This is a genomic window from Peribacillus sp. NPDC096379, assembly GCF_044762875.1.
Lineage (GTDB): Bacteria > Bacillota > Bacilli > Bacillales > DSM-1321 > Peribacillus.
This window is the reverse complement of record NZ_JBIWFD010000002.1, coordinates 622,509-649,447: the sequence shown is the minus strand read 5'-3', so window position 1 is coordinate 649,447 and position 26,939 is coordinate 622,509. Positions and strand designations below refer to the sequence as shown.

The 26,939-nt window shown below is 37.9% G+C and carries 21 protein-coding genes; all 21 read right to left on the bottom strand.

The annotated features are described in order from the left end of the window. Window positions 1-35: 35 nt before the first annotated feature. The 21 genes from ACIQZI_RS12145 to flhB all read right to left on the bottom strand — a co-directional run bounded on the left by ACIQZI_RS12145 (window position 36) and on the right by flhB (window position 26,939). The gene (locus tag ACIQZI_RS12145) at window positions 36-4,346 is read right to left on the bottom strand and encodes a PolC-type DNA polymerase III (protein ID WP_403074010.1); all 4,311 of its coding nucleotides are present in this window, start codon (window positions 4,344-4,346) and stop codon (window positions 36-38) included. Window positions 4,347-4,613: 267 nt separating this feature from the next. Then, on the bottom strand, window positions 4,614-6,317 hold the full coding sequence (locus tag ACIQZI_RS12140; RefSeq protein WP_403074008.1) for a proline--tRNA ligase: 1,704 nt from the start codon (window positions 6,315-6,317) through the stop codon (window positions 4,614-4,616). 256 nt (window positions 6,318-6,573) lie between these two features. Then, a complete protein-coding gene (gene rseP / locus ACIQZI_RS12135) occupies window positions 6,574-7,833 on the bottom strand; it encodes an RIP metalloprotease RseP (protein WP_403074006.1) in 1,260 nt (419 codons plus the stop codon). A 22-nt stretch (window positions 7,834-7,855) separates the two neighbouring features. Beyond that, window positions 7,856-9,007 (bottom strand): 1-deoxy-D-xylulose-5-phosphate reductoisomerase, encoded by a 1,152-nt coding sequence (locus ACIQZI_RS12130; RefSeq protein WP_403073373.1) that lies wholly within the window; start codon window positions 9,005-9,007, stop codon window positions 7,856-7,858. A gap of 31 nt (window positions 9,008-9,038) precedes the next feature. Then, complete coding sequence (locus ACIQZI_RS12125) at window positions 9,039-9,830, bottom strand: phosphatidate cytidylyltransferase (protein ID WP_403073371.1); 792 nt, start codon at window positions 9,828-9,830, stop codon at window positions 9,039-9,041. Between the two features lie 25 nt (window positions 9,831-9,855). Next, window positions 9,856-10,629 carry an undecaprenyl pyrophosphate synthase gene (locus ACIQZI_RS12120; protein ID WP_062181091.1) on the bottom strand — a complete coding sequence of 258 codons (774 nt, stop codon included), beginning with the start codon at window positions 10,627-10,629 and terminating at the stop codon, window positions 9,856-9,858. 635 nt (window positions 10,630-11,264) lie between these two features. Then, a complete protein-coding gene (frr, locus tag ACIQZI_RS12115; protein WP_062181094.1) occupies window positions 11,265-11,822 on the bottom strand; it encodes a ribosome recycling factor in 558 nt (185 codons plus the stop codon). Window position 11,823: 1 nt separating this feature from the next. Further along, window positions 11,824-12,546 (bottom strand): UMP kinase, encoded by a 723-nt coding sequence (gene pyrH / locus ACIQZI_RS12110; RefSeq protein WP_062181097.1) that lies wholly within the window; start codon window positions 12,544-12,546, stop codon window positions 11,824-11,826. Between the two features lie 173 nt (window positions 12,547-12,719). Beyond that, a complete protein-coding gene (gene tsf / locus ACIQZI_RS12105) occupies window positions 12,720-13,601 on the bottom strand; it encodes a translation elongation factor Ts (RefSeq protein WP_403073368.1) in 882 nt (293 codons plus the stop codon). A gap of 327 nt (window positions 13,602-13,928) precedes the next feature. Continuing rightward, the gene (gene rpsB / locus ACIQZI_RS12100) at window positions 13,929-14,642 is read right to left on the bottom strand and encodes a 30S ribosomal protein S2 (protein WP_028392826.1); all 714 of its coding nucleotides are present in this window, start codon (window positions 14,640-14,642) and stop codon (window positions 13,929-13,931) included. A gap of 511 nt (window positions 14,643-15,153) precedes the next feature. Next, a complete protein-coding gene (locus ACIQZI_RS12095) occupies window positions 15,154-15,762 on the bottom strand; it encodes a hypothetical protein (RefSeq protein WP_403073366.1) in 609 nt (202 codons plus the stop codon). Between the two features lie 32 nt (window positions 15,763-15,794). Further along, window positions 15,795-16,562 carry a FliA/WhiG family RNA polymerase sigma factor gene (locus ACIQZI_RS12090; RefSeq protein WP_403073364.1) on the bottom strand — a complete coding sequence of 256 codons (768 nt, stop codon included), beginning with the start codon at window positions 16,560-16,562 and terminating at the stop codon, window positions 15,795-15,797. A gap of 149 nt (window positions 16,563-16,711) precedes the next feature. Next, window positions 16,712-17,209 (bottom strand): chemotaxis protein CheD, encoded by a 498-nt coding sequence (locus ACIQZI_RS12085; RefSeq protein ID WP_062181108.1) that lies wholly within the window; start codon window positions 17,207-17,209, stop codon window positions 16,712-16,714. After that, the gene (locus ACIQZI_RS12080; RefSeq protein ID WP_403073362.1) at window positions 17,202-17,840 is read right to left on the bottom strand and encodes a chemotaxis protein CheC; all 639 of its coding nucleotides are present in this window, start codon (window positions 17,838-17,840) and stop codon (window positions 17,202-17,204) included. Before ACIQZI_RS12080 ends, ACIQZI_RS12085 begins: the two co-directional genes overlap by 8 nt. Window positions 17,841-17,844: 4 nt before the next feature. Beyond that, window positions 17,845-18,318, bottom strand: a complete 474-nt coding sequence (locus ACIQZI_RS12075) for a chemotaxis protein CheW (protein ID WP_403073360.1) — start codon at window positions 18,316-18,318, stop codon at window positions 17,845-17,847. Between the two features lie 201 nt (window positions 18,319-18,519). Then, window positions 18,520-20,574, bottom strand: a complete 2,055-nt coding sequence (locus ACIQZI_RS12070) for a chemotaxis protein CheW (protein ID WP_403073358.1) — start codon at window positions 20,572-20,574, stop codon at window positions 18,520-18,522. An 18-nt stretch (window positions 20,575-20,592) separates the two neighbouring features. After that, window positions 20,593-21,690, bottom strand: a complete 1,098-nt coding sequence (locus ACIQZI_RS12065; RefSeq protein WP_403073356.1) for a protein-glutamate methylesterase/protein-glutamine glutaminase — start codon at window positions 21,688-21,690, stop codon at window positions 20,593-20,595. Window positions 21,691-21,699: 9 nt separating this feature from the next. Continuing rightward, the gene (locus tag ACIQZI_RS12060; RefSeq protein ID WP_403073354.1) at window positions 21,700-22,566 is read right to left on the bottom strand and encodes a MinD/ParA family protein; all 867 of its coding nucleotides are present in this window, start codon (window positions 22,564-22,566) and stop codon (window positions 21,700-21,702) included. Continuing rightward, window positions 22,559-23,731 (bottom strand): flagellar biosynthesis GTPase FlhF, encoded by a 1,173-nt coding sequence (flhF, locus tag ACIQZI_RS12055; RefSeq protein ID WP_403073352.1) that lies wholly within the window; start codon window positions 23,729-23,731, stop codon window positions 22,559-22,561. Before flhF ends, ACIQZI_RS12060 begins: the two co-directional genes overlap by 8 nt. Beyond that, window positions 23,728-25,764 (bottom strand): flagellar biosynthesis protein FlhA, encoded by a 2,037-nt coding sequence (gene flhA / locus ACIQZI_RS12050; RefSeq protein ID WP_062181128.1) that lies wholly within the window; start codon window positions 25,762-25,764, stop codon window positions 23,728-23,730. Before flhA ends, flhF begins: the two co-directional genes overlap by 4 nt. A gap of 92 nt (window positions 25,765-25,856) precedes the next feature. Beyond that, the gene (flhB, locus tag ACIQZI_RS12045) at window positions 25,857-26,939 is read right to left on the bottom strand and encodes a flagellar biosynthesis protein FlhB (protein WP_403073349.1); all 1,083 of its coding nucleotides are present in this window, start codon (window positions 26,937-26,939) and stop codon (window positions 25,857-25,859) included.

Sequence of the window (26,939 nt, the reverse complement as noted above, 5' to 3'; positions counted from 1 at the left end):
GCGTTTATCTCTTCGTATTTTGTCAAAAGCAGTTTTCAAAACAGAGAAAGTTGGTTTTGATCAGGCAATGATTCTAAGCAGCCCTGCTTGTCCAAATACTCCAAAATGGTTTTCGATACTTTTCCACGCTGTTGAAGATCCTCTTTGGAAAGGAATTCTCCAGTTTCGCGAGCACGCACTATATTGATCGCTGCATTCGTTCCAAGTCCAGGAATTGAATTGAATGGAGGAATTAGTGAATTCCCTTCAATGAGGAACTCATCTGCGCTTGATTTATACAAATCAACTTTACTGAATGAATAGCCCCGTTCACACATTTCAAGTGCTAGTTCCAGCACTGTCAGCGTATTTTTTTCCTTAGTTGATGCATCAAGTCCTTTCGCATTTATCTCTTCTACTTTTGAACGAATAGCTTGGGATCCCCTTGTCATCGCTTCAATTTCAAAATCTTCGGCTCTTACCGTGAAATATGCTGCATAATACAATAATGGTAAATGTACTTTGAAATAAGCGATTCGCACCGCCATTAATACGTATGCAGCTGCGTGAGCCTTCGGGAACATATATTTTATTTTTTTACAAGAATCAATATACCATTCAGGAACTTCATTTTCCCTCATGCTTGCTTCAAATTCTTCAGTCAGTCCTTTCCCTTTACGAACAGATTCCATAATTTTAAATGCAAGGGAAGGTTCTAGACCTTGATAAATTAAATACACCATTATATCATCCCGGCAGCCAATAACTTCACTCAGCGTACAAATCCGGTTATGAATCAATTCTTGAGCATTTCCAAGCCATACATCGGTTCCATGTGAAAGTCCTGAAATCTGAACAAGTTCCGAGAATGTCGTCGGTTTCGTATCTTCAAGCATTTGACGGACAAACCGGGTCCCGAATTCCGGAATGCCAAGCGTTCCAGTTTTACACATAATTTGATCTTCTGTGACTCCGAGGGTCTCTGTACCACTGAAAATCTTCATAACTTCTGGATCATCGGTGGGAACCGTTTTCGGATCAATTCCACTCAAATCTTGCAGCATTCTTATGACTGTCGGATCATCATGACCTAATATATCAAGTTTTAGAATATTATCATGTATAGAGTGGAAATCGAAGTGTGTCGTTTTCCACTCTGAATTGCGGTCGTCTGCTGGGAATTGGATCGGTGTAAAATCGTAAATATCCATATAATTTGGTACTACGATAATCCCCCCTGGATGCTGACCACTCGTCCTTTTTACGCCTGTACAGCCAGCAACAAGACGATCGGTTTCTGCACCGCGCATATGAAGATTATTGTCAGATGAATACCCTTTTACATATCCATAAGCAGTCTTCTCAGCAACTGTACCAATGGTCCCAGCACGGAAAACATAATCTTCTCCAAATAATACCTTTGTATAGTTATGAGCATTGGGTTGGTATTCACCGGAAAAATTCAAATCGATATCAGGTACCTTATCTCCATTAAATCCCAAAAACGTTTCAAATGGGATATCTTGTCCGTCTTTTTTATAGCTTGTACCGCAGTCTGGACAGTCTTTGTCTGGTAAGTCAAATCCAGAGCTCACTGAACCATCATTGAAAAACTCAGATTTTTTACAATTTGGACAAACATAATGTGGTGGTAACGGATTAACCTCTGTGATTTCCGTCATTGTTGCGACTAACGATGAACCGACGGATCCCCGTGAACCAACGAGATAGCCGTCATCAAGAGATTTTTTTACGAGCTTATGAGAAATTAAGTAAATAACAGCGAAACCATGACCAATTATACTTTTTAATTCTTTTTCAAGACGTGCTTCTACGATTTCAGGGAGATTATCTCCATAGATGCTTCGTGCCATACTATAGCTCATGTCTCTCATTTCATCATCTGCACCTTCAATTTTCGGCGTATACAGATCGTCTTTAATCGGTTTTATGTCATCAATCATGTCTGCAATCTTATTCGTGTTTTCAACGACAACTTTCCGAGCTTGATCTTTACCGAGAAATTCAAAGTTCTTTAACATTTCATCTGTGGTCCGGAAATGGACATCCGGTAATTTGTGACGGTTAAGCGGATTGGCACCACCTTGTGAATTTACTAATATTTTGCGGTAAATTTTATCATTCGGCTCAAGATAATGAACATTCCCTGTTGCCACAACTGGCTTATTTAGCTTTTCCCCGAGTTTCACAATATTAGAAAGAATACCCTCTAATGATTTTTCATCGCGAATATATTCCATTTCAATCATATGTTGATAAACATCTTTCGGATGAATCTCGAGATAATCGTAAAATTCGGCAATCTCGGTGACTTCGTCGAATCCTTTCTGCATCATTCCCTCGAACACTTCACCTTTATTACATCCAGAGCCAATCAAAATTCCTTCACGATACTTTTTCAGCTTTGATCGAGGAATCCGAGGTACTCGATAAAAATAATCGATATGAGAAAGGGACACAAGCTTAAATAAATTCTTCAATCCCGCTTGAGTCTGGGCGATGAGTGTACAATGATAAGGTCTTGAGCGCTGATAAGCATTTCCGGCACCCATATGCTCATTGAATTGGTCGTGATACAGGATTTCTTTTTCTAAAGCATCTTTGAGCATTTTTAAAAGTAAATATCCCGTTGCTTCAGCATCATAAATGGCCCTGTGATGCTGGGTCAGTTCAATATCGAACTTTTTAGCCAACGTATTCAAACGATGATTTTTGAATTCTGGATACAGAAAGCGACCTAATTCTAATGTATCGATAACAGGATTTGCAGCTTTGGGATGCCCCATCTTTTTATAGCCAACATTTAAAAACCCCATATCAAAGCTTGCATTATGGGCAACTAAGATTGCATCATCGGCCCAAACCCGAAACTTTTCAAGAACTTCCGGCACATCTGGAGCATTTTCCACAAGATCATCTGTAATACCAGTCAAATCGATAGTTGTCGCTGATAAAGGGTGATGCGGGTTTGCAAACGATTCAAAACGGTCGATAATTTCCCCGTTTTGAATTTTCACTGCTGCAAGCTCAATAATCGTATCGTAAACAGCTGATAAACCAGTCGTTTCTACATCAAAAACAACATACGTATCTTCTTCGAGCAGACGGTGCGCATCATTATAAGCAATTGGGACCCCATCATCGACTAAATTCGCTTCTACTCCATACAGGATTTTAATACCGTTTTTCTTACCAGCACTAAACGCTTCTGGGAATGATTGAACACCACCATGATCCGTTATCGCAATCGCTGTATGTCCCCATTTCTTCGCTTGGGAAACGAGCGCTGAAACTGGTGAGACTGCATCCATTTGGCTCATCGGTGTATGAAGGTGAAGCTCGACCCGTTTTTCACCTTCTGGCGCATAGTCGATACGGCCTTGCTTCGTAATTTCGTTAATATCATTTGCCATCATGACTAAATCACGAATGAATGTATCAGTTTGGATACTTCCTTGGGCTCGGACCCACATCCCTTTTTTCACCCTGGCCAAAATGGCTGCATCTTCTTTGTCTCTTGAAAATACTTTCACAATAATTGAGCTTGTATAATCCGTTACTTTAAAGGTCAGTAATGTTCTGCCACTGCGAAGTTCTTTGACTTCAGCATCAAACACATATCCTTCAATCGCAATTCTTCTTTCTTCTTCCATGATTTGTTCAAGACGTCTGAAATCAGCATCCTCCTTAATCGTATAACCGATTTTAACAGGTCCTTCATATTGAGATCCATCCGCTGATTTTTCACTTTCCTTCTTCTGCATTTCGAGTAATGCTGCCAAACCTTTTTCTTCGTCTTCTTTTTGTTTCTCTTTTAAGAACTGCTGATAATCATTATTTGATTTAATTTCGGCTACTTCTGCTTCGAGCGACATTGGAGGAAAGCCTAATACTTGATAGTTGTTAGAAATCAAACTTGAATACTTTTTCTTTAACTGACCAGCTTCTGCTTCATTTCGAGCAGAAACAATAATCCGATGACCTACAATCTTTGGATCTTGCTCATTTAAAAGCGAGAGCAGTGCTGGTGAAATCCCTTGAAGTTCACTTAAGCAATTTTTCCAGTATTCCTTGACCAATTCTTCTGTAACCTTTGGCTGAAGCACATTGAAGCTAAATGATATCTTAGCAATGTGAGCAAATGTACTCGCAAGCTGTGTAGAGAATTTTGCATGAACACGAAAAGGAATTAGTTCTTCAAGTTTGAAGACAAAATGCCAGCTCTTTGATTCTCTTTCAATCAAAAGTTTTTCAATCTCAGCACCATAAAAATACTGTACAAATGCATCATCCGTTAACTTAAGCTGACTGAGCAAGAGTTGAAACCTCTCTCGACCGTTGTTCATTTGTTGATCCAATTGTCATCCTCCTTCTTTCTTTTACATTTTTCAAACTAAATATAGAAACGGCAGGGCGCCTTCATGTTCAAAATGTAACAGTGGTAATTATACCACAACAAGAATATTCTTCTTATCCTGAAGAACCAGAATTCCCCATTAACACTTTGTAAAGTTTTCCCATTTCTATTAATTATTTCGAATTGGTAAGAGTTATGCTCACATAGAAAAAGGCATCTTCATAATGACCGATGCCTTTCTATTGCTCTATTTTTATTATTTGCCTAGGATTTCAGACAAAGTTTCCACTAAGGCGTCTGTACCGATTTCCAGCATTTCGCCTGACTTTCTAATTTTCACTTCAATGATCCCTTCAGATGCTTTCTTCCCAACTGTGATTCGAACTGGCAGTCCAATTAAATCCGAATCAGCGAATTTGACACCTGGACGCTCTTGACGATCATCCATAAGTACATCATAGCCTTGTTTTTTCAATGCGCTATATAATTCCTCAGCAAGAGCAGCTTGAGTTTCATCCTTCATATTAACAGGGATCAAGTGGACATGATAAGGAGCTAAATTGGTTGGCCATAGGAGACCTTTTTCATCATTAAACTGCTCTGCAACTGCAGCAAGTGTCCGGGAAACGCCAATTCCATAGCACCCCATAATCATTGGTTGATTACGGCCGTTTTCATCCAAGTAAACAGCATTCATCGCTTCGCTATACCTCGTTCCAAGCTTGAACACATGCCCTACTTCGATTCCTTCTGCAAACTTAATTAATCCATTTCCATCTGGAGATTTATCCCCTTCTTGAATAAAGCGAATATCCGCGTATTGAGATACGGAGAAATCGCGGCCAGGATTTACATTCACATAATGGTAATCCTCTTCATTGGCACCACAAACTGCATTGACTAACTTTTCAACGGCTTGATCTGCAATCACTTCAACATTTGCAGAAGATTTAATGGGACCAAGTGAACCTATAGCACAACCTAGTATTTCTTCCGTATCTGTAGCAGAAGCCAGATCCACATTTGCTGCGCCGAAGATGTTTTTTAATTTAATATCATTCACTTCATGATCGCCGCGAACTAATACTAATACAAACTTTTCGTCCACTTTGAAAAGAAGTGATTTGATGCAAGCTTTCGCATCTGTTTGTAGGAAACTAGCCACTTCTTCAATTGTTTTTTTGCCGATTGTTTCAACTTTTGCTAAATCTTTTGCTTGTTCGGTGTTTGTCACATCTTCTAATACAACAGGCGCCATTTCAATATTGGCTGCATAATCCGAGCTGTCTGAGTAGGCAATTGTATCCTCCCCTACTTCAGATAGAACCATAAATTCGTGTGTGTCTTTTCCACCCATCGCCCCGGAATCAGCAATAACAGCACGGAAATCTAATCCACATCGACTGAATATATTTGAATAGGCTGTGAACAATCTTTGATAAACCTCATCTAAACTTTCCTGACTAGAATGGAAGGAATATGCGTCTTTCATTATGAATTCACGACCGCGTAGTAATCCGAAACGTGGCCTTTTTTCATCCCTGAATTTCGTCTGAATTTGATAAACAGTTAATGGCAAACGCTTATAAGATTTAATTTCATCGCGAACTAGGCTCGTGATCACTTCTTCATGTGTTGCACCTAGGGCAAATTCACGATCATGACGATCTTTTAATCTCATAAGTTCCGGTCCATATGTATACCAGCGACCTGACTCCTGCCAAAATTCTGCTTGCTGGAGCGCAGGCATTAATAGTTCTACTGAACCTGCATTATCCATTTCTTCACGTACTATCTGCTCTACCTTTTGTAGCACCTTTTTTCCTAATGGTAGAAAGCTATATACTCCACTAGAATTTTGTCGCATATAGCCTGCCCGTAGTAAAAGCTGGTGACTTCTAATTTCTGCATCTGCAGGTACTTCTCTTAATGTTGGAATGAACGTCATACTTTGTTTCATCATTGCACCTCTTTTATAAATAGGAACCTTTATTTTTAATCACGGTCGTGCTTTTTAATTCCTTCTATCAAATTATACAGGAGATAATTCAGCAATTCTACGCTTAAAGATATAGAAATGAAACCTTAGGTTTACAAATTATATAGGAGATAATTCGTTGAACGTGACAAAAAGACAACAGCACAGTTCCAAAATGCACTATCGTCTTTTGACTGTTTTGTATTTCATATAAGCAATTAGAAATTTTAGGTATTAATCATAAGAAAAATCGTTGGATATCATTCCATGTAACCATAATCATCAATAACATCAAGAGTGCAAATCCTATAAAGTGGACAATGCCTTCTTTTTGGCGGTCAATTGGCTTTCCTCGTAGAAATTCGACAAGGAAGAATAAGAGTCTGCCGCCATCAAGTGCTGGTAATGGTAGTAAGTTCATGATCCCAAGGTTAATGCTTAGTAACCCTGCCCATTTCATTAACATGAATATTCCTGACTTAGCAACCTCTTCAGTGGATTTATAAATCCCCACAGGACCAGATAAGCTATCAAGTGTAAATCCACCTGTAATTAATTGTCCTAGAATGACAAAGATTTGTTTCGTCCAGTGATAAGTTTCAGTTAAACCGTACGAAAATGCCTTTAGCGGTGATTTTTCTACTGGGGCATAAACACCGATCACACCGATCTTCTCACCTTCTCGTTCTATTTCTTTAGGTACGACCGGAATGGATAATGTCTGACCATCACGTAAGATTACAAATTCAATTTCTTTACCGGGATGTTTTTGAATATTTCCTTGAACATCTTCCCATGTAGTGACTTCATCTCCATTGATCGATTGAATTTCATCTCCAGCCTTTAATCCAGAAGCAATCGCAGAGCCATCATCCGTTAACTCACCAAGTCTTGACTCATTGACTGCAATCCCTTGAAATAATCCAATCATGACAAAGATAATAAATGCCAGCACAAAGTTCATCATCGGACCGGCAAAAATCGTCAGCGTTCTATGTCCAAGTGATTTGGATACAAATTGTCGATCATAAGGAGCAATTTGATTCTCCACACCATCTTCTACAACAACGGCTTCTTCATGAATACGAAAGGTCTTTAATTCTCCCTCATCGCCATCCTCATACCCTTGAATAAGAAGCTTATGTTCAAGATCCGCCGATTCCACTTCGATAATACGAATATCAGGATATTTATCTTTATTATTTAAAACGATTTGCTTAACTAGGCTACTTTCATCTGTAACTAACCCGATACGATATCCAGGCTTTAGTTCTGGATTTTCGGCATCTTCACCTGCCATACGAACATAACCGCCAAGTGGAAGCAGTCTAATCGTATAAACAGTTTCCTTTTTTTTATAGGTGAATACTTTCGGTCCGAAACCAATTGCAAATTCCCTACATAGTATCCCTGCACGTTTCGCGAATACTAAATGTCCCAGTTCGTGAAAAAAAACAAGGGATCCAAAAATAACGATAAAGGAAATTACAGTTTGCAATGTTTGCACGTGCATTTCACCTCTATTTCAGTAATGTTTGAATAAATCTACGTGTACTTACATCCACTTCTTGAATCGTCGTAAGATCTGGATTATCAATTGGTGTATGACGATTTAACGCTTGTTCAATGTATGTTTCGATTTCTAAGAAAGAGATTTTTCCTTTTAAAAATCCCGAAACTGCAACCTCGTTTGCTGCATTTAGGACGGTTGGCATTGTTCCGCCTATTTTACCTGCTTCATATGCAAATTGCAAACATGGGAAACGATTAAAATCCATCTCCGCAAAGTGTAGCTTCCCGATCTCAGCCAGGTTTAATCGATGGCTTGTTGACAGTGGAAGGCGATCCGGATAGGTAAGAGCATACTGAATGGGTACTCTCATATCTGGTGTACCTAGTTGTGCGATCACACTAGAATCATGAAACTCTACCATTGAATGAATAATACTTTCCTTATGAAGCAAAACATCAATCTTTTCGTATGGGAGATTAAACAACCAGTGTGCTTCAATTACTTCAAGCCCTTTATTCATCATCGAAGCGGAGTCAATCGTAATTTTCGCACCCATTGACCAATTTGGATGGTTAAGTGCCTGATCTACGGTTACCCCAACCAATTCCGCACGGGAGAGATCTCTGAAACTACCGCCTGAAGCCGTAATAATCAAGCGTTCCATATTTTTTTCTTTTTCACCTTGTAAAGCCTGAAAAATAGCTGAATGTTCACTATCAACAGGAAGTAGTTTAACGCTAGCTTTCCTTGCTTCTTCGATGACTAAATGCCCCGCTGTCACTAATGTTTCCTTATTCGCTAAAGCGATATCCTTCTTTGCTTTGATTGCTTGAAGCGTTGGAAACAAACCAACGCTACCAATTACCGCATTTACCAGAATATCTGCTTTGTCAAAAACAGCAGTTTCAATTAACCCTTCATCACCATATGTAAAATAAATACCTGTTCCCAAGAATTCCGATTGTAAAGTTTGAGAATCTTCCTTTGTTTGAACACAAACTAGACTTGGTTGAAACTCACTAATATATTTTCTAGCTAGTTCCACATTTTTCCCAACAGAAAAAGCGACAATTTTAAATTGATCTGGATGTTGTCGAACAACATCTGCTGTTTGTTGACCAATCGAACCAGAAGCACCCAAAAGACTAATATATTTCATTGTCATTCATCTCCTAAAACCAATTCAAACATTAAAGAATTTGTAAAAAATGCAAAATCGGTAAAATGAAAATCAAACTATCCAATCGATCTAATATCCCACCGTGCCCAGGTAAGAGCTTACCTGAATCCTTGACACCATAATGACGTTTATAAGCTGATTGTACAAGATCTCCTAACTGACCAAAAATCGCTATAAGAATACTCATAAACAACAGCTCAATTAATGTTCTGTCAATCGTAGAGAACATAGAAAATAAAACTGCGATAACTAATGCAGAAATAATTCCACCGATAAATCCGCCAATTGTTTTATTCGGACTGATCTCAGGCCATAATTTCCGTTTCCCCATCGATTTCCCAATAAAATAGGCGCCTGAATCTGTTGCCCAAATCGTAAATAAGGCAAAAAATACATACGTTAAACCATTTGTGTCTCTTGTTTCAAATAAGTAATAAAAGCCCATTCCAATATAGATAACGGAGATTACTAAAAAACCAGCATCATCAAACATGAAACGATTTTTCGATAAAACAGTGGAAATGAGTAGTACTAATACTCCCCCAATAATAATTTGCGTTTTATCATAGCCGGAACCTGCCAAAATTCCGTTTGCTGATTCTGGGATAAGTATTAACCAGAGCATCACAAACGAGATCACTGAAGCAAACGAATTCAACGGCAGTTTTTTCATTCGAATCAATTCATATAAACCAATTGTACCGAGCAAATAAATCAGTACTAGAAATGGAAGCTTACCTAAACTAACGATGGGTAAAAATACAGCAGCTGCAATAATACCCGTAATAATTCTTTGCTTCATGAATCACATTTCCTCGCCTTCTTAACTAGACACCACCGAATCTTCTTGTGCGCTTCTGATATTCTTCTACTGCCTCCAACAAATGCTCTTCCTTAAAATCAGGCCAGAGAACATCAGTAAACCATAGTTCTGAATATGCAGCCTGCCAAAGCATAAAATTGCTTAAACGAATTTCTCCACTCGTCCTAATCAAAAGGTCAGGATCAGGCAGTGCATGAGTCATTAAATAGTTAGAAAATTGCACTTCGTTTACAGTTTCATCTATTATACCATTTTTAACATCTTTTATTGTTTTATTAACAGCCATAAGTATCTCAGCACGACTGCCATAATTCAATGCGAAATTCAAGATAAGACCTGTATTATTCTTTGTTTCTTCTACAGCTTGCTTTACTGCGCGTTTTGTATGTTCTGGTAATAAATCAATTTCACCCATCATCTCGACCTTCACGTTCTCAGCGATAAGTTCGGGCAAAAATGTTCCCAAAAACTCTTCTGGCAATTTCATAATATAATCCACTTCACTTTTCGGGCGCTTCCAATTTTCTGTGGAAAAAGCATACACCGTCAAAATGCTCACATTTAACTGGCTTGTAAGTTTAGTTATCTTCCGTACAACCTTCATTCCCTCATGATGGCCAGCTATTCTCGGCAAGGCACGTTTCTTAGCCCAACGACCATTCCCATCCATAATGATGGCGATATGCTTTGGAACTGAAGATTTTTTTACTTGTTGAATTTTTTGAGCTAAATCGGAAGAAGCATCTTTCTTTCCAAAACGCTTCCATATTGAATACATACTTTTGTCCCCCATCAGGTAGTGCTGTTCTCTACACATTCCTATATACTATATCGAAAATGAAAATGACAGAATCTATATTATAATATCAAAAAAAGACCGCTTCTCCTATTATTAATATGAAAAAGATTGTCCGATTAGAAGAAAATGACCAAGAGAAACTACAAACCAGGATCAAAACCTTTAATTAACTATTAATGACCCAAAAGTCTCTATCGCAATATATAAGCACATTTTCATCTATCTGTTTTCAATATGAACCGATTATCCCTCGTTCAATCAGAATGTGCAGATTTTTTCAAAAAAAAAGCCGAAATCATTCTTGCAATCCATTCAGTATGCCTTAAGTAAAATGTTAAAGAAGACTCCAGTGAGCTTCATTACATTATCATTCAGGTTATGTTGAATGGTACAGAATGTCCGGCGGTTGTTGATTACTTTAATCAGAAGTACATATATGGCTTTAATATGTCATAATTTTATTCGAAAAAGTCTTTGTAAAGATAGCCAAATCTAATAAGGTAGCGCAAGCGGCACTATATTACATATTCCCATGTAAAACTAGCTATTTATTCAAGTTATGTGATCTATTGTTTAGTAGCATAGCCCAGTTCGCATTACCCTCACAGAATGGTTTACACTTCTAAAATTTCTTTTTCCTTGTCCTTCGTGATATCGTCAATTTTGTTAATATTGTTATCTGTAAGCTTTTGAATATCGTCTGAATAACCACGTAAATCATCTTCAGTCATTTCACCGTTCTTCTCAAGCTTTTTCAAATCGTCATTTCCATCACGACGAATGTTACGTATTGCAATTTTAGCTTCTTCTGCTTCCTTACGAACCATTTTGACAAGCTCTTTTCGACGCTCTTCTGTTAATGCAGGGATAGCAATACGAATGATTGACCCATCATTGGAAGGATTCAAACCAAGATCAGACTTTAGAATCGCTTTTTCGATATCGCCTAGGATTGTTTTGTCATAAGGCTGGATAACCAAAAGTCTTGCTTCTGGAACAGAAATTCCTGCTACTTGATTAACCGGAGTCGGTGCACCGTAATATTCAACAGATATCCTATCTAGCAATGAAGCATTAGCACGGCCAGCACGGATACTAGCCAATTCTCGCGTATAAGCTGAAATTGCCTTTTCCATTTTTGTTTTTGAATTGTCAATAACTTGTTTTGGCATTTTATTTCCCCCTAACAATCGTTCCGAGCGATTCGCCCATCACAACTCGTTTAATATTTCCTTTTTCCATAATAGAAAAGACCATTAATGGAATATTGTTATCCATACAAAGTGAAGAAGCTGTCGAATCCATGACTTCTAAGCCTTCATTCAACACATCTAAATAGGTTAGCTGATCATATTTAACTGCGTTTTTGTCTTTTGCAGGATCTGCATTGTAAACTCCATCAACATTGTTCTTTGCCATCAGAATGACTTCCGCTTCAATTTCGGCTGCTCGAAGCGCTGCTGTCGTATCTGTAGAAAAGTAAGGATTTCCGGTTCCAGCCGCAAATATAACGACTCGTTTTTTCTCAAGATGTCTGATTGCACGGCGTCTAATATAAGGTTCTGCAATTTGTCTCATTTCAATTGAAGTTTGAACGCGCGTTTCAATCCCAAGCTGTTCTAAGCTGTCTTGAAGTGCTAATGAATTCATGACGGTTGCAAGCATGCCCATGTAATCAGCATTTGCACGGTCCATTCCCATTTCACTTCCGATTTTACCTCGCCAAATATTTCCTCCGCCGACAACGACTGCCACTTCAACATCTAGTTCAGCTACTTCTTTTACTTGTTCAGCAATTGATTTAATAACGGCTGGATTGATTCCAAAACCTTCAGCACCGGCTAGTGCTTCACCGCTTAGCTTTAATACGACTCGTTTATATTTCGGGTTGCTCATCTAGAACCTCCAACTATGTAATCTAATTTCATTTTAACTTTCACATTTTACTGAACTTTTTAATGGATAACTTAATGAGTCGAACCACATTCAAGCCTCGGCTCTTATGTTCCATTACGGTTCAAAAATAGGGAACACATTTGTGCTCCCTATTTAACCAATTCAAGTGTAAATTAGTCTTTTTTAACTTGGTTCATTACTTCTTCAGCAAAGTTTTCTTGACGTTTTTCAATTCCTTCGCCTACTTCAAAACGAACGAAAGATTTAACGCTTCCGCCTTTTGATTCAACAAATTGTCCAACCTTTTGGTCAGGATTTTTAACGAAAGTTTGGTCTACAACACAAATTTCTTCGTAGAATTTATTGATACGTCCCTCAACCATTTTCGCAACAATTTTTTCTGGTTTTCCTTCGTTTAAAGCTTGTTGAGTCAATACTTCTCTCTCACGATCAAGTTCACTTGCGTCCACTTGGTCACGAGATACGTATTTCGGTTTTAGAGCAGCAATGTGCATAGATACGTCTTTAGCTGCTTCTGCATCAGTTGTTCCTTCAAGAAGAGAAAGCACACTGATTCTACCGCCCATATGAAGGTATGCACCGAATGCATCGTTGTCTGTTTTTGTAACGACTTCAAAACGACGTAATGTTAATTTTTCACCGATTTTAGCAACCGCTGCATTGATATGATCAGCAACTTTTACACCGTTGATTGTTTGCTCAAGAGCTTCTTCTACAGTTGCTGGTTTGTTAGCAAGTAAGTGCTCTCCTAGTTCTTTTACTAGCGCTTGGAATCCTTCATTTTTTGCTACGAAATCAGTTTCTGAGTTTACTTCAAGAATTACCGCTTCATTTCCGTCTACAATAATTGAAGTTAACCCTTCAGCAGCAATACGATCACCTTTGTTTGCTGCTTTTGCAATTCCTTTTTCACGAAGGAAATCAATTGCTTTTTCCATATCTCCATCAGTTTGAACAAGGGCTTTTTTACAGTCCATCATCCCTGCACCAGTTTTTTCACGCAATTCTTTTACTAATTGTGCACTAATTGCCATTATAAAATCCTCCTCTTATTAAATACAATATACAAATCTCAAACAAAATTTCGGGTTCAAATGCAAAGCGCAATATGTAATCCCAAAAAAAGGTGATAAAAGGCATTATCCTCTTATCACCTTTTTTGTATGAAGGACAAGGGGACGGAACTCCGTAAAATACATTTATGTCCAACCATTGTTAGTGTCATATTAGTCTAGGAGTAAGCTTACGAAATCTGACTTATCTCCGCCACCTTTTTAATGAAGTGAGTTTAGCACATCAAATAATTTGTCCTTTATACTAAATTGGCGCGTTTTAGCGCCAGGCTAAATTATTAATACAGATTAAGCGTTAGCTGGCTCTGCAGCAGTTTCTTCGCCTTGTTTAGCTTCAAGAATAGCATCTGCCATTTTACCAGTTAATAATTTAACTGCACGGATTGCATCGTCGTTAGCTGGGATGACAACATCGATCTCATCTGGATCACAGTTTGTATCAACAATACCAACTAGAGGGATGTTCAATTTATGAGCTTCCGCAACTGCGATACGCTCTTTGCGTGGATCAATAATGAAAATCGCATCCGGGATAGTTTTCATATCTTTAATACCGCCTAGGAATTTTTCTAAGCGATCCCATTCTTTTTTAAGTTGGATAACTTCTTTTTTAGGAAGTACTTCGAATGTCCCGTTTTCTTCCATCTTTTCGATTTCTTTAAGACGAGCAATACGTTTTTGAATTGTTTCAAAGTTAGTTAAAGTTCCACCCAACCAGCGTTGGTTAACATAGTACATACCAGAGCGGATTGCTTCTTCTTTAACAGACTCTTGAGCTTGTTTTTTTGTACCAACAAATAGAATTGTTCCGCCATTAGCAGCTAATTCTTTAACAAAATTGTATGCTTCATCAACTTTTTTCACTGTTTTTTGAAGATCGATGATGTAGATACCGTTACGCTCAGTGAAGATATACTTCTTCATTTTTGGGTTCCAGCGACGTGTTTGGTGTCCAAAGTGTACACCAGCTTCAAGCAATTGTTTCATTGAAATTACTGACATTATTAGTTCCTCCTAAATGGTTTTGTTTATCCTCCGCTTCGATCATTTCCATGCAGACACTGTCGAAACAGCACCATCTGACTAGATTACGAAACGTGTGTAATAACACCATTACAAACTATAGCATAATCACAAAATACAAGCAAGTAGTTTTCACGATTGTCTATTAAATCTTAATAAAATGATACTTCCATCAGTGGGGTTTCTTCATTCCCACTAATGGTTAGTCCCGTTCTACTAAACCTCTGCGCAACTCTCGGTAAGTTTCACTGTATCTCACCAATCGGGGATTTACTTCAAAAAGCGAGGCGACTGGTCTAAGGTACGTCTCCTAAGATCCCTCACGTCCTGTGATAGTCCGGCAAGCATAAGATGGAATACGGCGTGGCGTAGTTTGCCACAGAGTATTACAGCTTATAACCTCAGATGGGCTAGGAGTCGCAGCTAGATTAAGCTGTTTATCCCCCATCAATTTATGACTTGATTCTCTCACACAAATTGAGGTGGGGTATTACAGCCTGTTAAACCGAGATAAAAGTTCAATTTCTGTTTTACCTTTGTTTAAACTTTTGGCTACTTCTTCTGTGGTCATGCCCTTCTGAAGCATATCGTTCACTTGCTCAGAGAGGGTCGGCTTAACCTTGTGTTCATGATTTTGAAGCTCTTGTTTTAATGTCTCTTGAAAAGATATACTCTGATTAGACCCATCTCCATGTTCTTCTAATCGATTTGTAGAAATCTCAAGTTTATCTTCATGGGTGATTGGTAAGTCTGGTAATTTTAACGATGTTGCATCCTCTTCTTTGCTATGCACTAGTTTTCTTGTTGGACTAGCTGACTGCTTTTGAGAGCTGCTCGAGTTTTTTTGTGAGTGAATCTTTTCACTAGCATTTAGTTCATTTGAAACAGCATCTTTCATAGCAAGCGCACGAATCAATCGGTCATTTTCTTCTTTTAATTCCAACACAAAGGCAGCCATTGATTCTTCCATTTCACGGGCTCTGCTTTCTTGGACCTTCTCAAAATTCGCCAAGCGATTTTGACGCGTATATAAAACAATGATTGCCATAATCGTAAAGATGTTCAATACAAACATAATAAACATTATAAAGCCTGACATAATATCCCTCTTTCGCTAGAAACAGGACATTATTACAGGATAGCACCCTGTAATAATGTCCTGAGTTTGTAAATCGCCTTTGAGTGAATCTGCGAAATTCTTGATGTTGATAAACTCATTATTTTACCAATTTCCGTTAGCGTTAACTCTTCTTTATAAAAAAGCTGTAATACAAGCTGTTCTTTTTCATTTAAAGTTTCAATTACTTTGGCTAGTTCTTTGTATAATTCTTTTTTCATCAATTGCTCTTCTGGCATTAAAGTCATGTCATCTTTAATATGATGACTCAGACCTTCTTTATCTTCCTGATCTTGCGGGTTTTCATCCATTGATAATACATTTGCAAAAAAATTCTCATTCATCGCTGTATATACTTCTTCTTCAGAAACATTTAACTCTTCAGCAATTTCTTTCGCGCCAATTTTCCTCATATGTTCCTGTTCTAATTTTTCAACTGCTACTTCAATTTTTTTTGTCTTTTCTCTTACACTTCGAGGAAGCCAATCTTCTTTGCGTAGACCATCTAAGATAGCGCCGCGAATTCGGAATGAAGCATAGGTGTCAAATTTTAAATCCCGGTTAGGTTCGAAGCGTTCTAGTGCATCAAACAACCCCATCATCCCAAGGCTTCTCACATCACCCCTGCTTACGCTCTTAGGCAAATTAACTGAAATTCTTTGGACATGAAAGGATACAAGCGGTATGTACCTTTTCACTAGCATATCACCTGCTTTTGGATCTTTGTTTTCAACCCAATATTTCCAATATAACCGCTCTTCCTCGGTTGTCAGTTGAGACACGAGACCTCCTCCTAACGCTATAAAGTGAAACTTCCATCAGTGGGGGTTTTGTTCCCCCCCACTGTAGGTTCGTCCCGTTTTCTACTGTCGCTAATACATCCGCTACGCTTCAATTTTGAATAAGCACTTAAAGTGTAAACGTATTACTTCTATACCTCTTTAGTTCCCTTATTTACCGTTCTAATATTGAGCAAACTTGTTTTCGGATTAAATTCGATTGTTCTACCGCTATTTCCGCCCACGTCTTCAGCCACGATTGGTATACGTAACGCCATTAATTCTTTTTTTACTGCTGCTACATTTCTTGGTCCGATCCTCATTAAATCTGTACCTGAAGAAAACTGAAACATTTGCGATCCACCAGCAATCTTTGCCTTAAGTTTTCTTATTGATGCTCCATCTCGAACAATTCTCTCCACTAATTCTTTTATTGCTGTATCTGCATATTTTGCCTGATTGATTTGACCCATTTTTGATAAAGTAGAGTCCGGAAGCATGACATGTGCCATACCCGCAATTTCTTTTGATTGATCATAAACAACTACCCCTACACATGACCCAAGACCTGAAGTACGTATAAGAGCCGGAGATTGAACAATATTCATATCAGCAATGCCTACTTTGACTATATTGGATACTTCAACCATGTAAAGGTACTCCCAATGAAGTAAAAACAACTTCATAGGCATCAGGATCTAATAGAAAAAAGAAATGTCCGTTAATGAAAGTTGAACTTTCTACATCTTCGCCAATCTCGGTCTCAACCACAATAACAAAGTCACTTACCTGAGAGAGTTCAATCAATCCAGCGCTGATTGTAGCACCGACCATATCAATACATAAAGCAGGAACAGATGGGTAAAAGCTTAATTTCGTAAAATCAGATAGAGAGGATAAATAAGAGCCTGAAAGAATATTTCCTAACTCCGATAAGGCAGAAAGTGCTAATTCAGAATAGGGAAGATGATCAAAGGAGAACACTTCTGTTCCCGTCATTTGTTCACTGAAGCGAGCGGCCTGATCTAAAGGTAATAGAAAGAACATATTTCCCTGTACATCCCCTTCAACTCTTAGAAAGACGCTCGCAACAACAGTTTCTGGTCCACCAGCAAGTTCAATCATTTCATTAAATGATAGAATTCTCACACGCGGAACATTCATATTTACTTTCCTACCAAGAATCGTGGATAGAGAGGTAGCAGCATGACCTGCCCCGATATTCCCAATTTCTTTTAAGATATCCAAATGAACGGTGGTAATTTTATCAATATAGGACATCGTCTTATGCTTCTTTAACAACTGAATCTTTTACTTCATCTTGATTAAGGATTTGATCAAGATTCAGCAAGGTTAATAGTCTTTTTTCAATCTTCGCAACACCGCTAATATATTCCGTTGCTACATTTCCAATAACGTCGGGCTGAGGTTCTATACTTGTCTCTGGAATATCCAGCACATCGTTTGCAGAATCAACAATCAAACCAGCTTCCATATTGTCCAATGTCACAATAATGATTCTTGTTCGATCATCATACTCAGCCTTTTCTATTTCGAAACGAGCACGTAAATCAATGATAGGTGTAATCACACCCCGAAGATTGATTACTCCTTTTACAAATGGTAATGATCTTGGAACACGGGTAATATGCATCATTTTTTCAATTCCACGAACTTTGGAGACAGGTATCACATATTCTTTATCTTTAATTTGAAAAACGATCACTTTCACCGTCTCTAAAGTGACGATTTCTTCCATATTAGAACCTCCTAAAAATATATGTATTCAAGTAAAAAAGCATATCAAGACCGTTCAAAAGTTTTCATTTAATCACATTTGCGTGAATCTATTATTTTAATTCATCGTCAAAACTCCATGAAAAATATGTATGATGATTCTGGACATGCTCATACGAACAAGTCATTTCTGGAAAAAACACTTGATTACCATCCTTCTTTTTCACTTAATTAAAGCGTTACAATCAATAATTAAAGCGACTTGACCATCTCCTAAAATAGTAGCTCCAGATATCGCAAAAGCAGAGGACAAATAGTTACCGAGAGATTTTAAAACAATTTCTTGTTGTCCAATAAACGAATCGACAACTAATCCAGCCATTTTATCACCTTTTCTAACAATGATGACTGAATAATATCCATCTTCTTCGATCGTTTCAGGAACCTCAAATATTTCTTTTAGGAAGATTAATGGTAATACCTTGCCTCTAAAATCAATTACTTGTTGATTATGACCATTCATGATATCCGTTTTATTGATAATTGCGGTTTCAATAATTGATGAAAGCGGAATTGCATATTTCTCCTGTTGAATTTCAACGAGCATAACAGAAATAATCGACAATGTAAGTGGTAATTGAATGAGAAAATCTGATCCTTTCCCTTCATTAGAATCAATGGAAACCACACCGCCAAGAGCTTCAATCGTACTTTTTACCACATCCAAACCTACCCCTCGTCCGGATACGTCTGATATTTGGTCTGCTGTAGAGAAACCAGAAGCGAATATCAATTCATATACTTGTTTATCAGTAAGAGTTGCAGCAAGTTGTTCCGTAATTACTTGGTTTGCAATGGCTTTTTTCAATACTTTTTCCCGGTTAATCCCTGCACCATCATCCTTCAGTTCGATGAAAACATGGTTTCCACTATGATAAGCCTTCAACATGACGGTACCCTCTTCAGGTTTGCCATTCGCTTTTCGCACCTCCGGCATCTCAATTCCATGATCAAGTGCATTGCGGAGTAAATGGACAATTGGATCACCAATTTCATCAATGACGGTTCGATCTAACTCGGTTTCTGCACCATAAATTTCCAAAGATACTTTTTTATGAAGATCTCGTGTTAATGTACGAACCATTTTCGGGAAGCGATTAAAGACCGTTTCGACCGGGACCATCCTCATATTTAAGATAATATTTTGAAGATCTCCCGTTACTCTTGACATTCTTTCAACCGTTTCGTCTAATTCCGTACTTTCTAATTCCTTCGAGATTTGTTCTAATCTTCCCCGATCAATTACTAGCTCTTCAAAAAGATTCATGAGCACATCGAGACGATCTATATTAACCCTGATTGTTTTATTATGCTGTTTGCTAGCAGGATGATTCGTTTTTTCATCTTTGGTGGAGGCTAATGGGACAACAGGTTCATTATTGCTTTTTTGATTCTCTTTATTCATGATCAATTTATGATCATCTACTTCGTTCAAAGCCAATCTCAGTTCAGACAACTCTAATTGACTTACAATGACTTCGTCGACCTCGGAAACTTTCATAATTTTCTTTTGAAGAGCTTCCACAGACTCTTTCGACACGACGGTTACACAAAAGGAATGATCAAATTGTTCCTCTTCAAGTTTATCAACAGATGGATTCGATTTTATGACTTCTCCGAGTTTCTCCAATACTTCGAATACCATAAACGCGCGAGCGCCTTTTAAAAGACAATCCTCACGCAAACTCACTTTTATTTCATAACTTTCAAAACCTTGTTCCTTTGATTGCTGTATAACAGTCAGCTCAAATTCATCATAGACGCTTTTTTCAATAGACTCACGTATCGGCAGTTCAACTGCAGCAGCTACTTCAGCTGCACCGATTGAAAGTAGGGATTCCCCATTCTCAATCATCTCTAACTTAGCCACAACTTCACTTACATCCCTTTTTCCATTTCCGCCTTCCGCAATGCTCATGACCATTGCTTCTAAATCGTCAACAGCTAAAAAAATCACATCGAATATTTCAGAAGATAGCTGAATTTTTTCGTTACGAATATCATCTAATATATTTTCCATTTTGTGCGTTAAATTGGCTAAATCTTCATATCCCATCGTTGCTGACATTCCTTTTAACGTATGCGCAGATCGAAAGATTTCGTTCACAATTCCTAAATCTTGAGGATGTTTTTCGAGCTCTAGCAACTGTTCGCTACAAGTTTGAAGATGTTCCTTACTTTCCTCGATAAATACCTCTAAATATTGATTAAGATCCATAGTAATCCGCCTTTCTTATTAGCAATAATTCACAATCGCTTTTGCAATGTCTTCCACATCAACTATTTTATTAATTACATTCGTTGCAATTGCCGCTTTAGGCATCCCGAAAACAATCGATGTTTTCTCTGATTCAGCAATTGCGGATAGTTTACCTGATTTACTGAGCGCGATTAGACCATTTGCACCATCCATACCCATTCCTGTCATAACAACCGCTACCTTCTCAACATCATTGATCTGGCTCACCGATTCAAATAATACGTCAACCGAAGGGCGATGCCCATTTCTCAAAGGAGATTGATCCACATGAATTGCCAAACTAGTTCCAACTTTTTTTATTTTTAAATGGTAGCCTCCTTGTGCAATATAGGCGGTTCCTTTTTTTAAAATCTCTCCATCCTCTGCCTCCTTGACGGTAATTTCCGATAACGTGTTAAGACGATTTGCGAGTGATTTTGTAAAACTAGGAGGCATATGCTGTACAACTAAAATCGGCGCCTCAATATTTGGGGGCAGTTGTGTTAAAACGGTTTGCAATGCTCTAGGTCCACCAGTTGAAGTCCCAATTACAATAATTTTTTTCTCATTTGGCGCCTTTTCGCTTATTTGCGGACTCAAATTACGATCGTGAACTAGTTCTATTTTACTATAATTTTCAGAGTTTCCTTGGATATTTTCAATATTTAAGGTATTTTTTTGTAACTTCGATACATTCGCTTTACTTGCAGCGACAATTTTATTAATTAAATCCGTTTTAATTTTATATAAATCCAGTGAGATAGCACCTGATGGCTTTGCAATAAAATCAATAGCGCCCATCTCCATTGCATTTAACGTATTTTCAGCACCTTCTTTTGTCGTGCTAGAGAGCATAATCACAGCTGTTGGCGTTTGTTTCATGATGATTTGCAATGCGCAAAGCCCGTCCATAATCGGCATCTCAACATCTAATGTGATAACATCTGGTTTTTCTTTCTCGATTTTATTAATAGCATCCCGGCCATTTCTTGCTGTTCCGATTACTTCAATCCTGCTATCTTCTGCTAAAAATTCACTAATAAGTTTTCTCATAAACGCAGAATCGTCGACGATTAATACTTTAATTTTGCTCATGTTAACAGCCTACCCTCCAAGAAAAAACCTTTTTAAATTTCCAAGAAAATGACTTTGCCTAAACATTATTTTTTCTGAGAAAGAATGATTTAAGTATCGAGAGGTAATATCTAACAACGCCATAGATATATTGGCACTTGGATCAAAAAGAATAAAAGGAATTTGCTTAGATACAGCTTGTATAACCGTTCGATCATCTGGAAGATATCCAAGTGGAATGATTTCCTTTTGTAGAAATTTTCTCATGACACTTTGTAATCGATTCATCGTTTCTTTGCCTTGCTGTTCTTCCGCTATCCGGTTACATATTACATGAAAGGGTATATCAGAACTTACTGAATTAATGTATTTCATGACTGAATAAGCATCTGTTATGGAAGTGGGCTCTGGAGTCGTTATCACGATTAACTCGTCAACACACAATAGCAATTTAGCCGTATCTTCATTAATCCCTGCACCCATATCAAAGAGAATCAAGTCATATTCATGAAGTAACTCATTAAACTGTTCGATAAACCGATTAAATAGCTCGTCATCTAAAGAAAATAATTTCGTTAATCCAGTTCCACCTGCAATAATTGAAATATTGTCCGGTCCTGATGAAATCGTTTCTCTAATTGTTAGATTGCCATGAAAGAAATCCATAATACTATTCGGGGAGTGGTGTCCAAATAATATATCAATATTCCCCATTCCTATATCCATATCGAAAAGCAGCACTCGTTTACCACGTTTCGCTAAATTTATGGCGAAGTTTAACGAAAAGTTTGACTTTCCCACACCGCCTTTTCCGCTTATCACTGCAATCGTTTTGGAAGCTTGCGAATGTTCATGTTTTTCAATAAAATTTCGTAAGTTTTCAGCTTGATCACGCATAGTTTTTTTCTCCAAGAACCATTTTCACCAATAATTGCGGATTAGCCATTTCAATATCATCTGGTACATTCTGACCATTTGTTACATAAGCTACACCCATTTCATTTTTGATAGTGAAATTCACCATCGCACCATAAGTGGATGTTTCATCTGCTTTCGTAAAAATAACTTGTTTAATGGGTATCATTGAAAACTGTCGATATATGTCTTCCATATCCTTTTGTTTTGATGTTAACGATAGGACAAGATACGTTTCCATCTCAACCGAGAAATCAATAATATTCTGAAGATCTCGAACATAATCTGCATTGCGAAAGTTTCGTCCTGCCGTATCAATGAAGACTAGATCATAATGGGAAAAACGTTCGATTGCTTTTTGAAAGTCTTCCAGATTGTACGCCACTTCAATTGGTACATTCAGAATCTTAGCATAGGTTTTCAATTGATCGATTGCTGCAATTCTGTATGTATCTGTTGTAATAAATGCAACTCTTTTATTTTGCTTTAACATACACAATGCGGCAGCTTTCGCGAGAGTTGTCGTCTTTCCTACTCCTGTTGGACCGACAATATTCAGATATTTTTTTTCTGCATGAAATCCCCAATCTTTAACGGTTGAAAACTGATTTAATAGCTCTGCTTTAACTTGATTCGAGAATTCTTCTTCAGAACTCCCCCCATGACTCTGAGACCAATTTACTAGTAGTTGATCCATAACATCTCTTTGAATCGTTTGATCAATTTCCTGTTCAACAAATAATTGGTAAACGGAATGGATTGGTTCCGGATATGTCTTGTCCGGACGCTGCTTCAATTCTTTAATCATCGTTTTCAAGTCTTCCAATTCTTTCATTACTTCGGTAGATGTTTGCATAGGTTCTAACTTTTGCTTCGTTAATGCCTCAACCGGTTGCTTGTCTTTAGGGACTGTTTTCATAGCATTTAATGGAACCTTTTTTAGCTTTTGCTTCGTGACTACTTGTGCAGGTGTGACTTGCGGATCAACTGCAGCAAAGACTTCAATGCTCCTTTTCTTAAACATCCCTAAAAAACCACCGGTGAAAATGGGCTTGGAGCTCAAAATAACAGCATCATTTCCTAATTCATCACGAACCATCTTTATCGCCTCTGTCATAGACTCGGCTTGATATCTTTTTACATTCAATCCACATTCACCACCCCAACGCTTTGTACCTCTACATTAGATTCCAGCTCATTATAAGAAAGGATTGGCACTTTTGGGAAATACCTTTCCGTTAATTGTCTTACATACATTCTGACTGCAGGTGAACAAAGAACAATTGGCGTTTGTTCCATTAATGTCAATTCTTCTAATTTCGAAGCAGTTGATTCTAAAATGGCTTGTGAATCATTTGGATCAAGCGATAAGAAATTTCCATGTTCTGTTTGCTGCACACCATCTGCAATAAGCTTTTCAATCCTTCCCGAAAGCGTAATAACTTTTAAACTCTCACCGGGAATCGTAAACGTACTCGTTATTTGCCTTGCAAGATTTTGTCTTACATACTCAGTCAGCAAATCAGTATCAGAAGTAATCCTTCCATAATCAGCTAATGTTTCAAAAATAATCGGCAAGTTGCGAATCGACACCTTTTCACGAAGCAACTTAGCCAGCACTTTTTGCACGTCACCTATGGTTAATGGGTTTGGTGTCACTTCATCCACCAGGATAGGAGCAGAATCGTGCAAATGATCAATTAACTGTTTTGTTTCCTGTCTGCCAAGAAGCTCATGTGCATTCGTTTTAATCACTTCAGTAATATGCGTTGAAACAACACTTGGTGGATCAACGACTGTATAGCCCATTATTTCTGCATGTTCCTTCATATCCTCTGAAATCCATTTAGCAGGCAATCCGAATGAAGGCTCTACTGTATCAATGCCTTCAATCGAATCATCTTCAATTCCGGGGCTCATAGCTAAATAATGATCAAGTAAAAGCTCGCCCCTAGCCATTTCATTTCCTTTTATCTTCAATCGGTATTCATTTGGATTCAGCTGTATATTATCACGAATTCGAACGACCGGAATAACGAGTCCCATTTCTATCGCTAGCTGCCTTCTAATCATGACCACACGATCAAGCAGATCACCGCCTTGATTCGTATCTGCAAGCGGAATTAAGCCATATCCAAATTCAAATTCAATTGGATCAACACTTAGTAAACTAACAACACTTTCAGGGCTCTTCATTTCATCTGCTTGCATTTCTTCTTCTGATTCTTGGAACTCCACATCATCTTTTTTAGGCGTTTGTGATATTTTATATCCACCAAATGCGAATAATGCAGCTAATGGTATTGTTAATAAGTCAGGTATTGGTGTAAATAAACCGAGTAAAAACATCGTACCAGCTGTAACATATAACAGGCTAGGATAAGCAAACAGTTGCGACATGATATCCGAACTTAAGTTCCCAGTAGATGCTGCTCTTGTCACCACTATACCAGTAGCTGTTGATATCATAAGTGCCGGAATTTGACTGACCAATCCGTCACCAACTGTAAGCATGGAAAAATGAGTGGCTGCTTCTCCAAATGCTAAACCTAGTTGTACAACTCCAATCAAAATTCCAAAGACAAGGTTGATAATTACCATTATGATTCCAGCAATCGCATCACCTTTTACAAATTTGCTTGCACCATCCATCGAGCCGTAAAAATCCGCTTCCCTACCTACTTTCTCACGTCTCTCTCTAGCTTCTATTTCAGAAATCATGCCAGCGTTCAAGTCGGCGTCAATACTCATTTGTTTACCTGGCATTGCATCTAATGTAAATCTCGCTGCCACCTCAGATACACGCTCTGAACCTTTAGTAATAACTAGAAAATTAATAATAACTAGAATCATGAAAACAACAAGACCTACTAAGACATTGCCTCCGACTACAAACGTTCCAAATGTTTCAACGACACCACCTGCTTCTCCATGTGACAAAATAGCCCTTGTTGTTGATACATTCAACCCTAATCTAAACAGTGTCAAAATCAATAATAATGACGGGAATATTGAAAATTCCAGTGCTTCCTTCATGTTCATTGCCATAAGCAAAACCATCAAAGCAAGTGCTATATTCACTAATATTAAGACACTTAATAACCAGGTTGGCAACGGTATAATCAGCATGGCCACAATCATTATGACTCCTACTAATACCGGTAAATCTCTTGCAGACATATTCTTCTCTCCTATCGGAAAAGCGTAAGCGCCTTTTAAGATGAACGCTGCCAGATGGCAGACTCACTTGACACCTAAATCCATTACATGATTTAAATTTTCCCCTTTGTCTTATAAACAAAAGCAAGTATTTCCGCGACCGCTTTAAAGAACTCTTCAGGAATCGCTTGTCCAATCTCTGCTTGATCATAAAGAGCCCTTGCCAACGGTCGATTTTCAACCAGCACTACATCATTTTCTTTTGCAATATATTTAATCTTTTGTGCGACAAAGTCTACTCCCATCGCAATCACATAAGGTGCATCAGATTTTTGATCATCGTATTTTAAGGCGATTGCATAGTGTGTTGGGTTTGTAATCACTACATCTGCCTTAGGTACTTCTTGCATCATGCGTTGCATCGCCATTTCACGCTGTTTTTGTTTAATTTTAGATTTAATAAGCGGGTCGCCTTCTATATTTTTATATTCATCCTTAATATCTTGTTTAGACATCCGGATGTTTTTTTCATAGTCATATTTCTGATAAAGATAGTCTAATAGCGCTAAAACCAATAAGGCACTACTCGCATAAATACCAACCTTTACCGTAATATCAGCTAAAGTTGTCATGGCATTCCCTATTGACTTTTTTGACAACACCATAATTTCATCCATTCTCTGCCAAATAACAAAAAACGTGACTAAGCCTACGACTGATATTTTTAATATTGATTTTAGTAATTCGACAATTGCTCGAATTGAAAATATACGTTTAAATCCTTTAATTGGATCTAATTTTTCCAGTTTTAGCTGAATCGTTTCTGTAGAAAACATAAATCCTATTTGCATATAATTTGCTGCTACACCTGCGATTAAAGCGGCTGCCAGTATAGGAGCTAAGATGAGTCCCATTTCTTTTAACACTTCTATCAATAATAACGGAGCACTTTCTTCAGTAACTTGAATAAGCATCGAATTTTGGAAGAATTCAATAAGCAAGCTAGATATTTTTTCAAACATATAAGGACCGATGAAAAGCAAAAGTAGAAATACCGCAAGCAAGTTTATCGCCGTATTAACATCCTGACTTTTCGCAACTTGTCCTTTTTTCCGTGAATCCTGCTTTTTTTTAGGAGTGGCCTTTTCTGTTTTCTCTCCGGCAAAAAACTGTAAGTCCAGACGTAGTCTATTCAT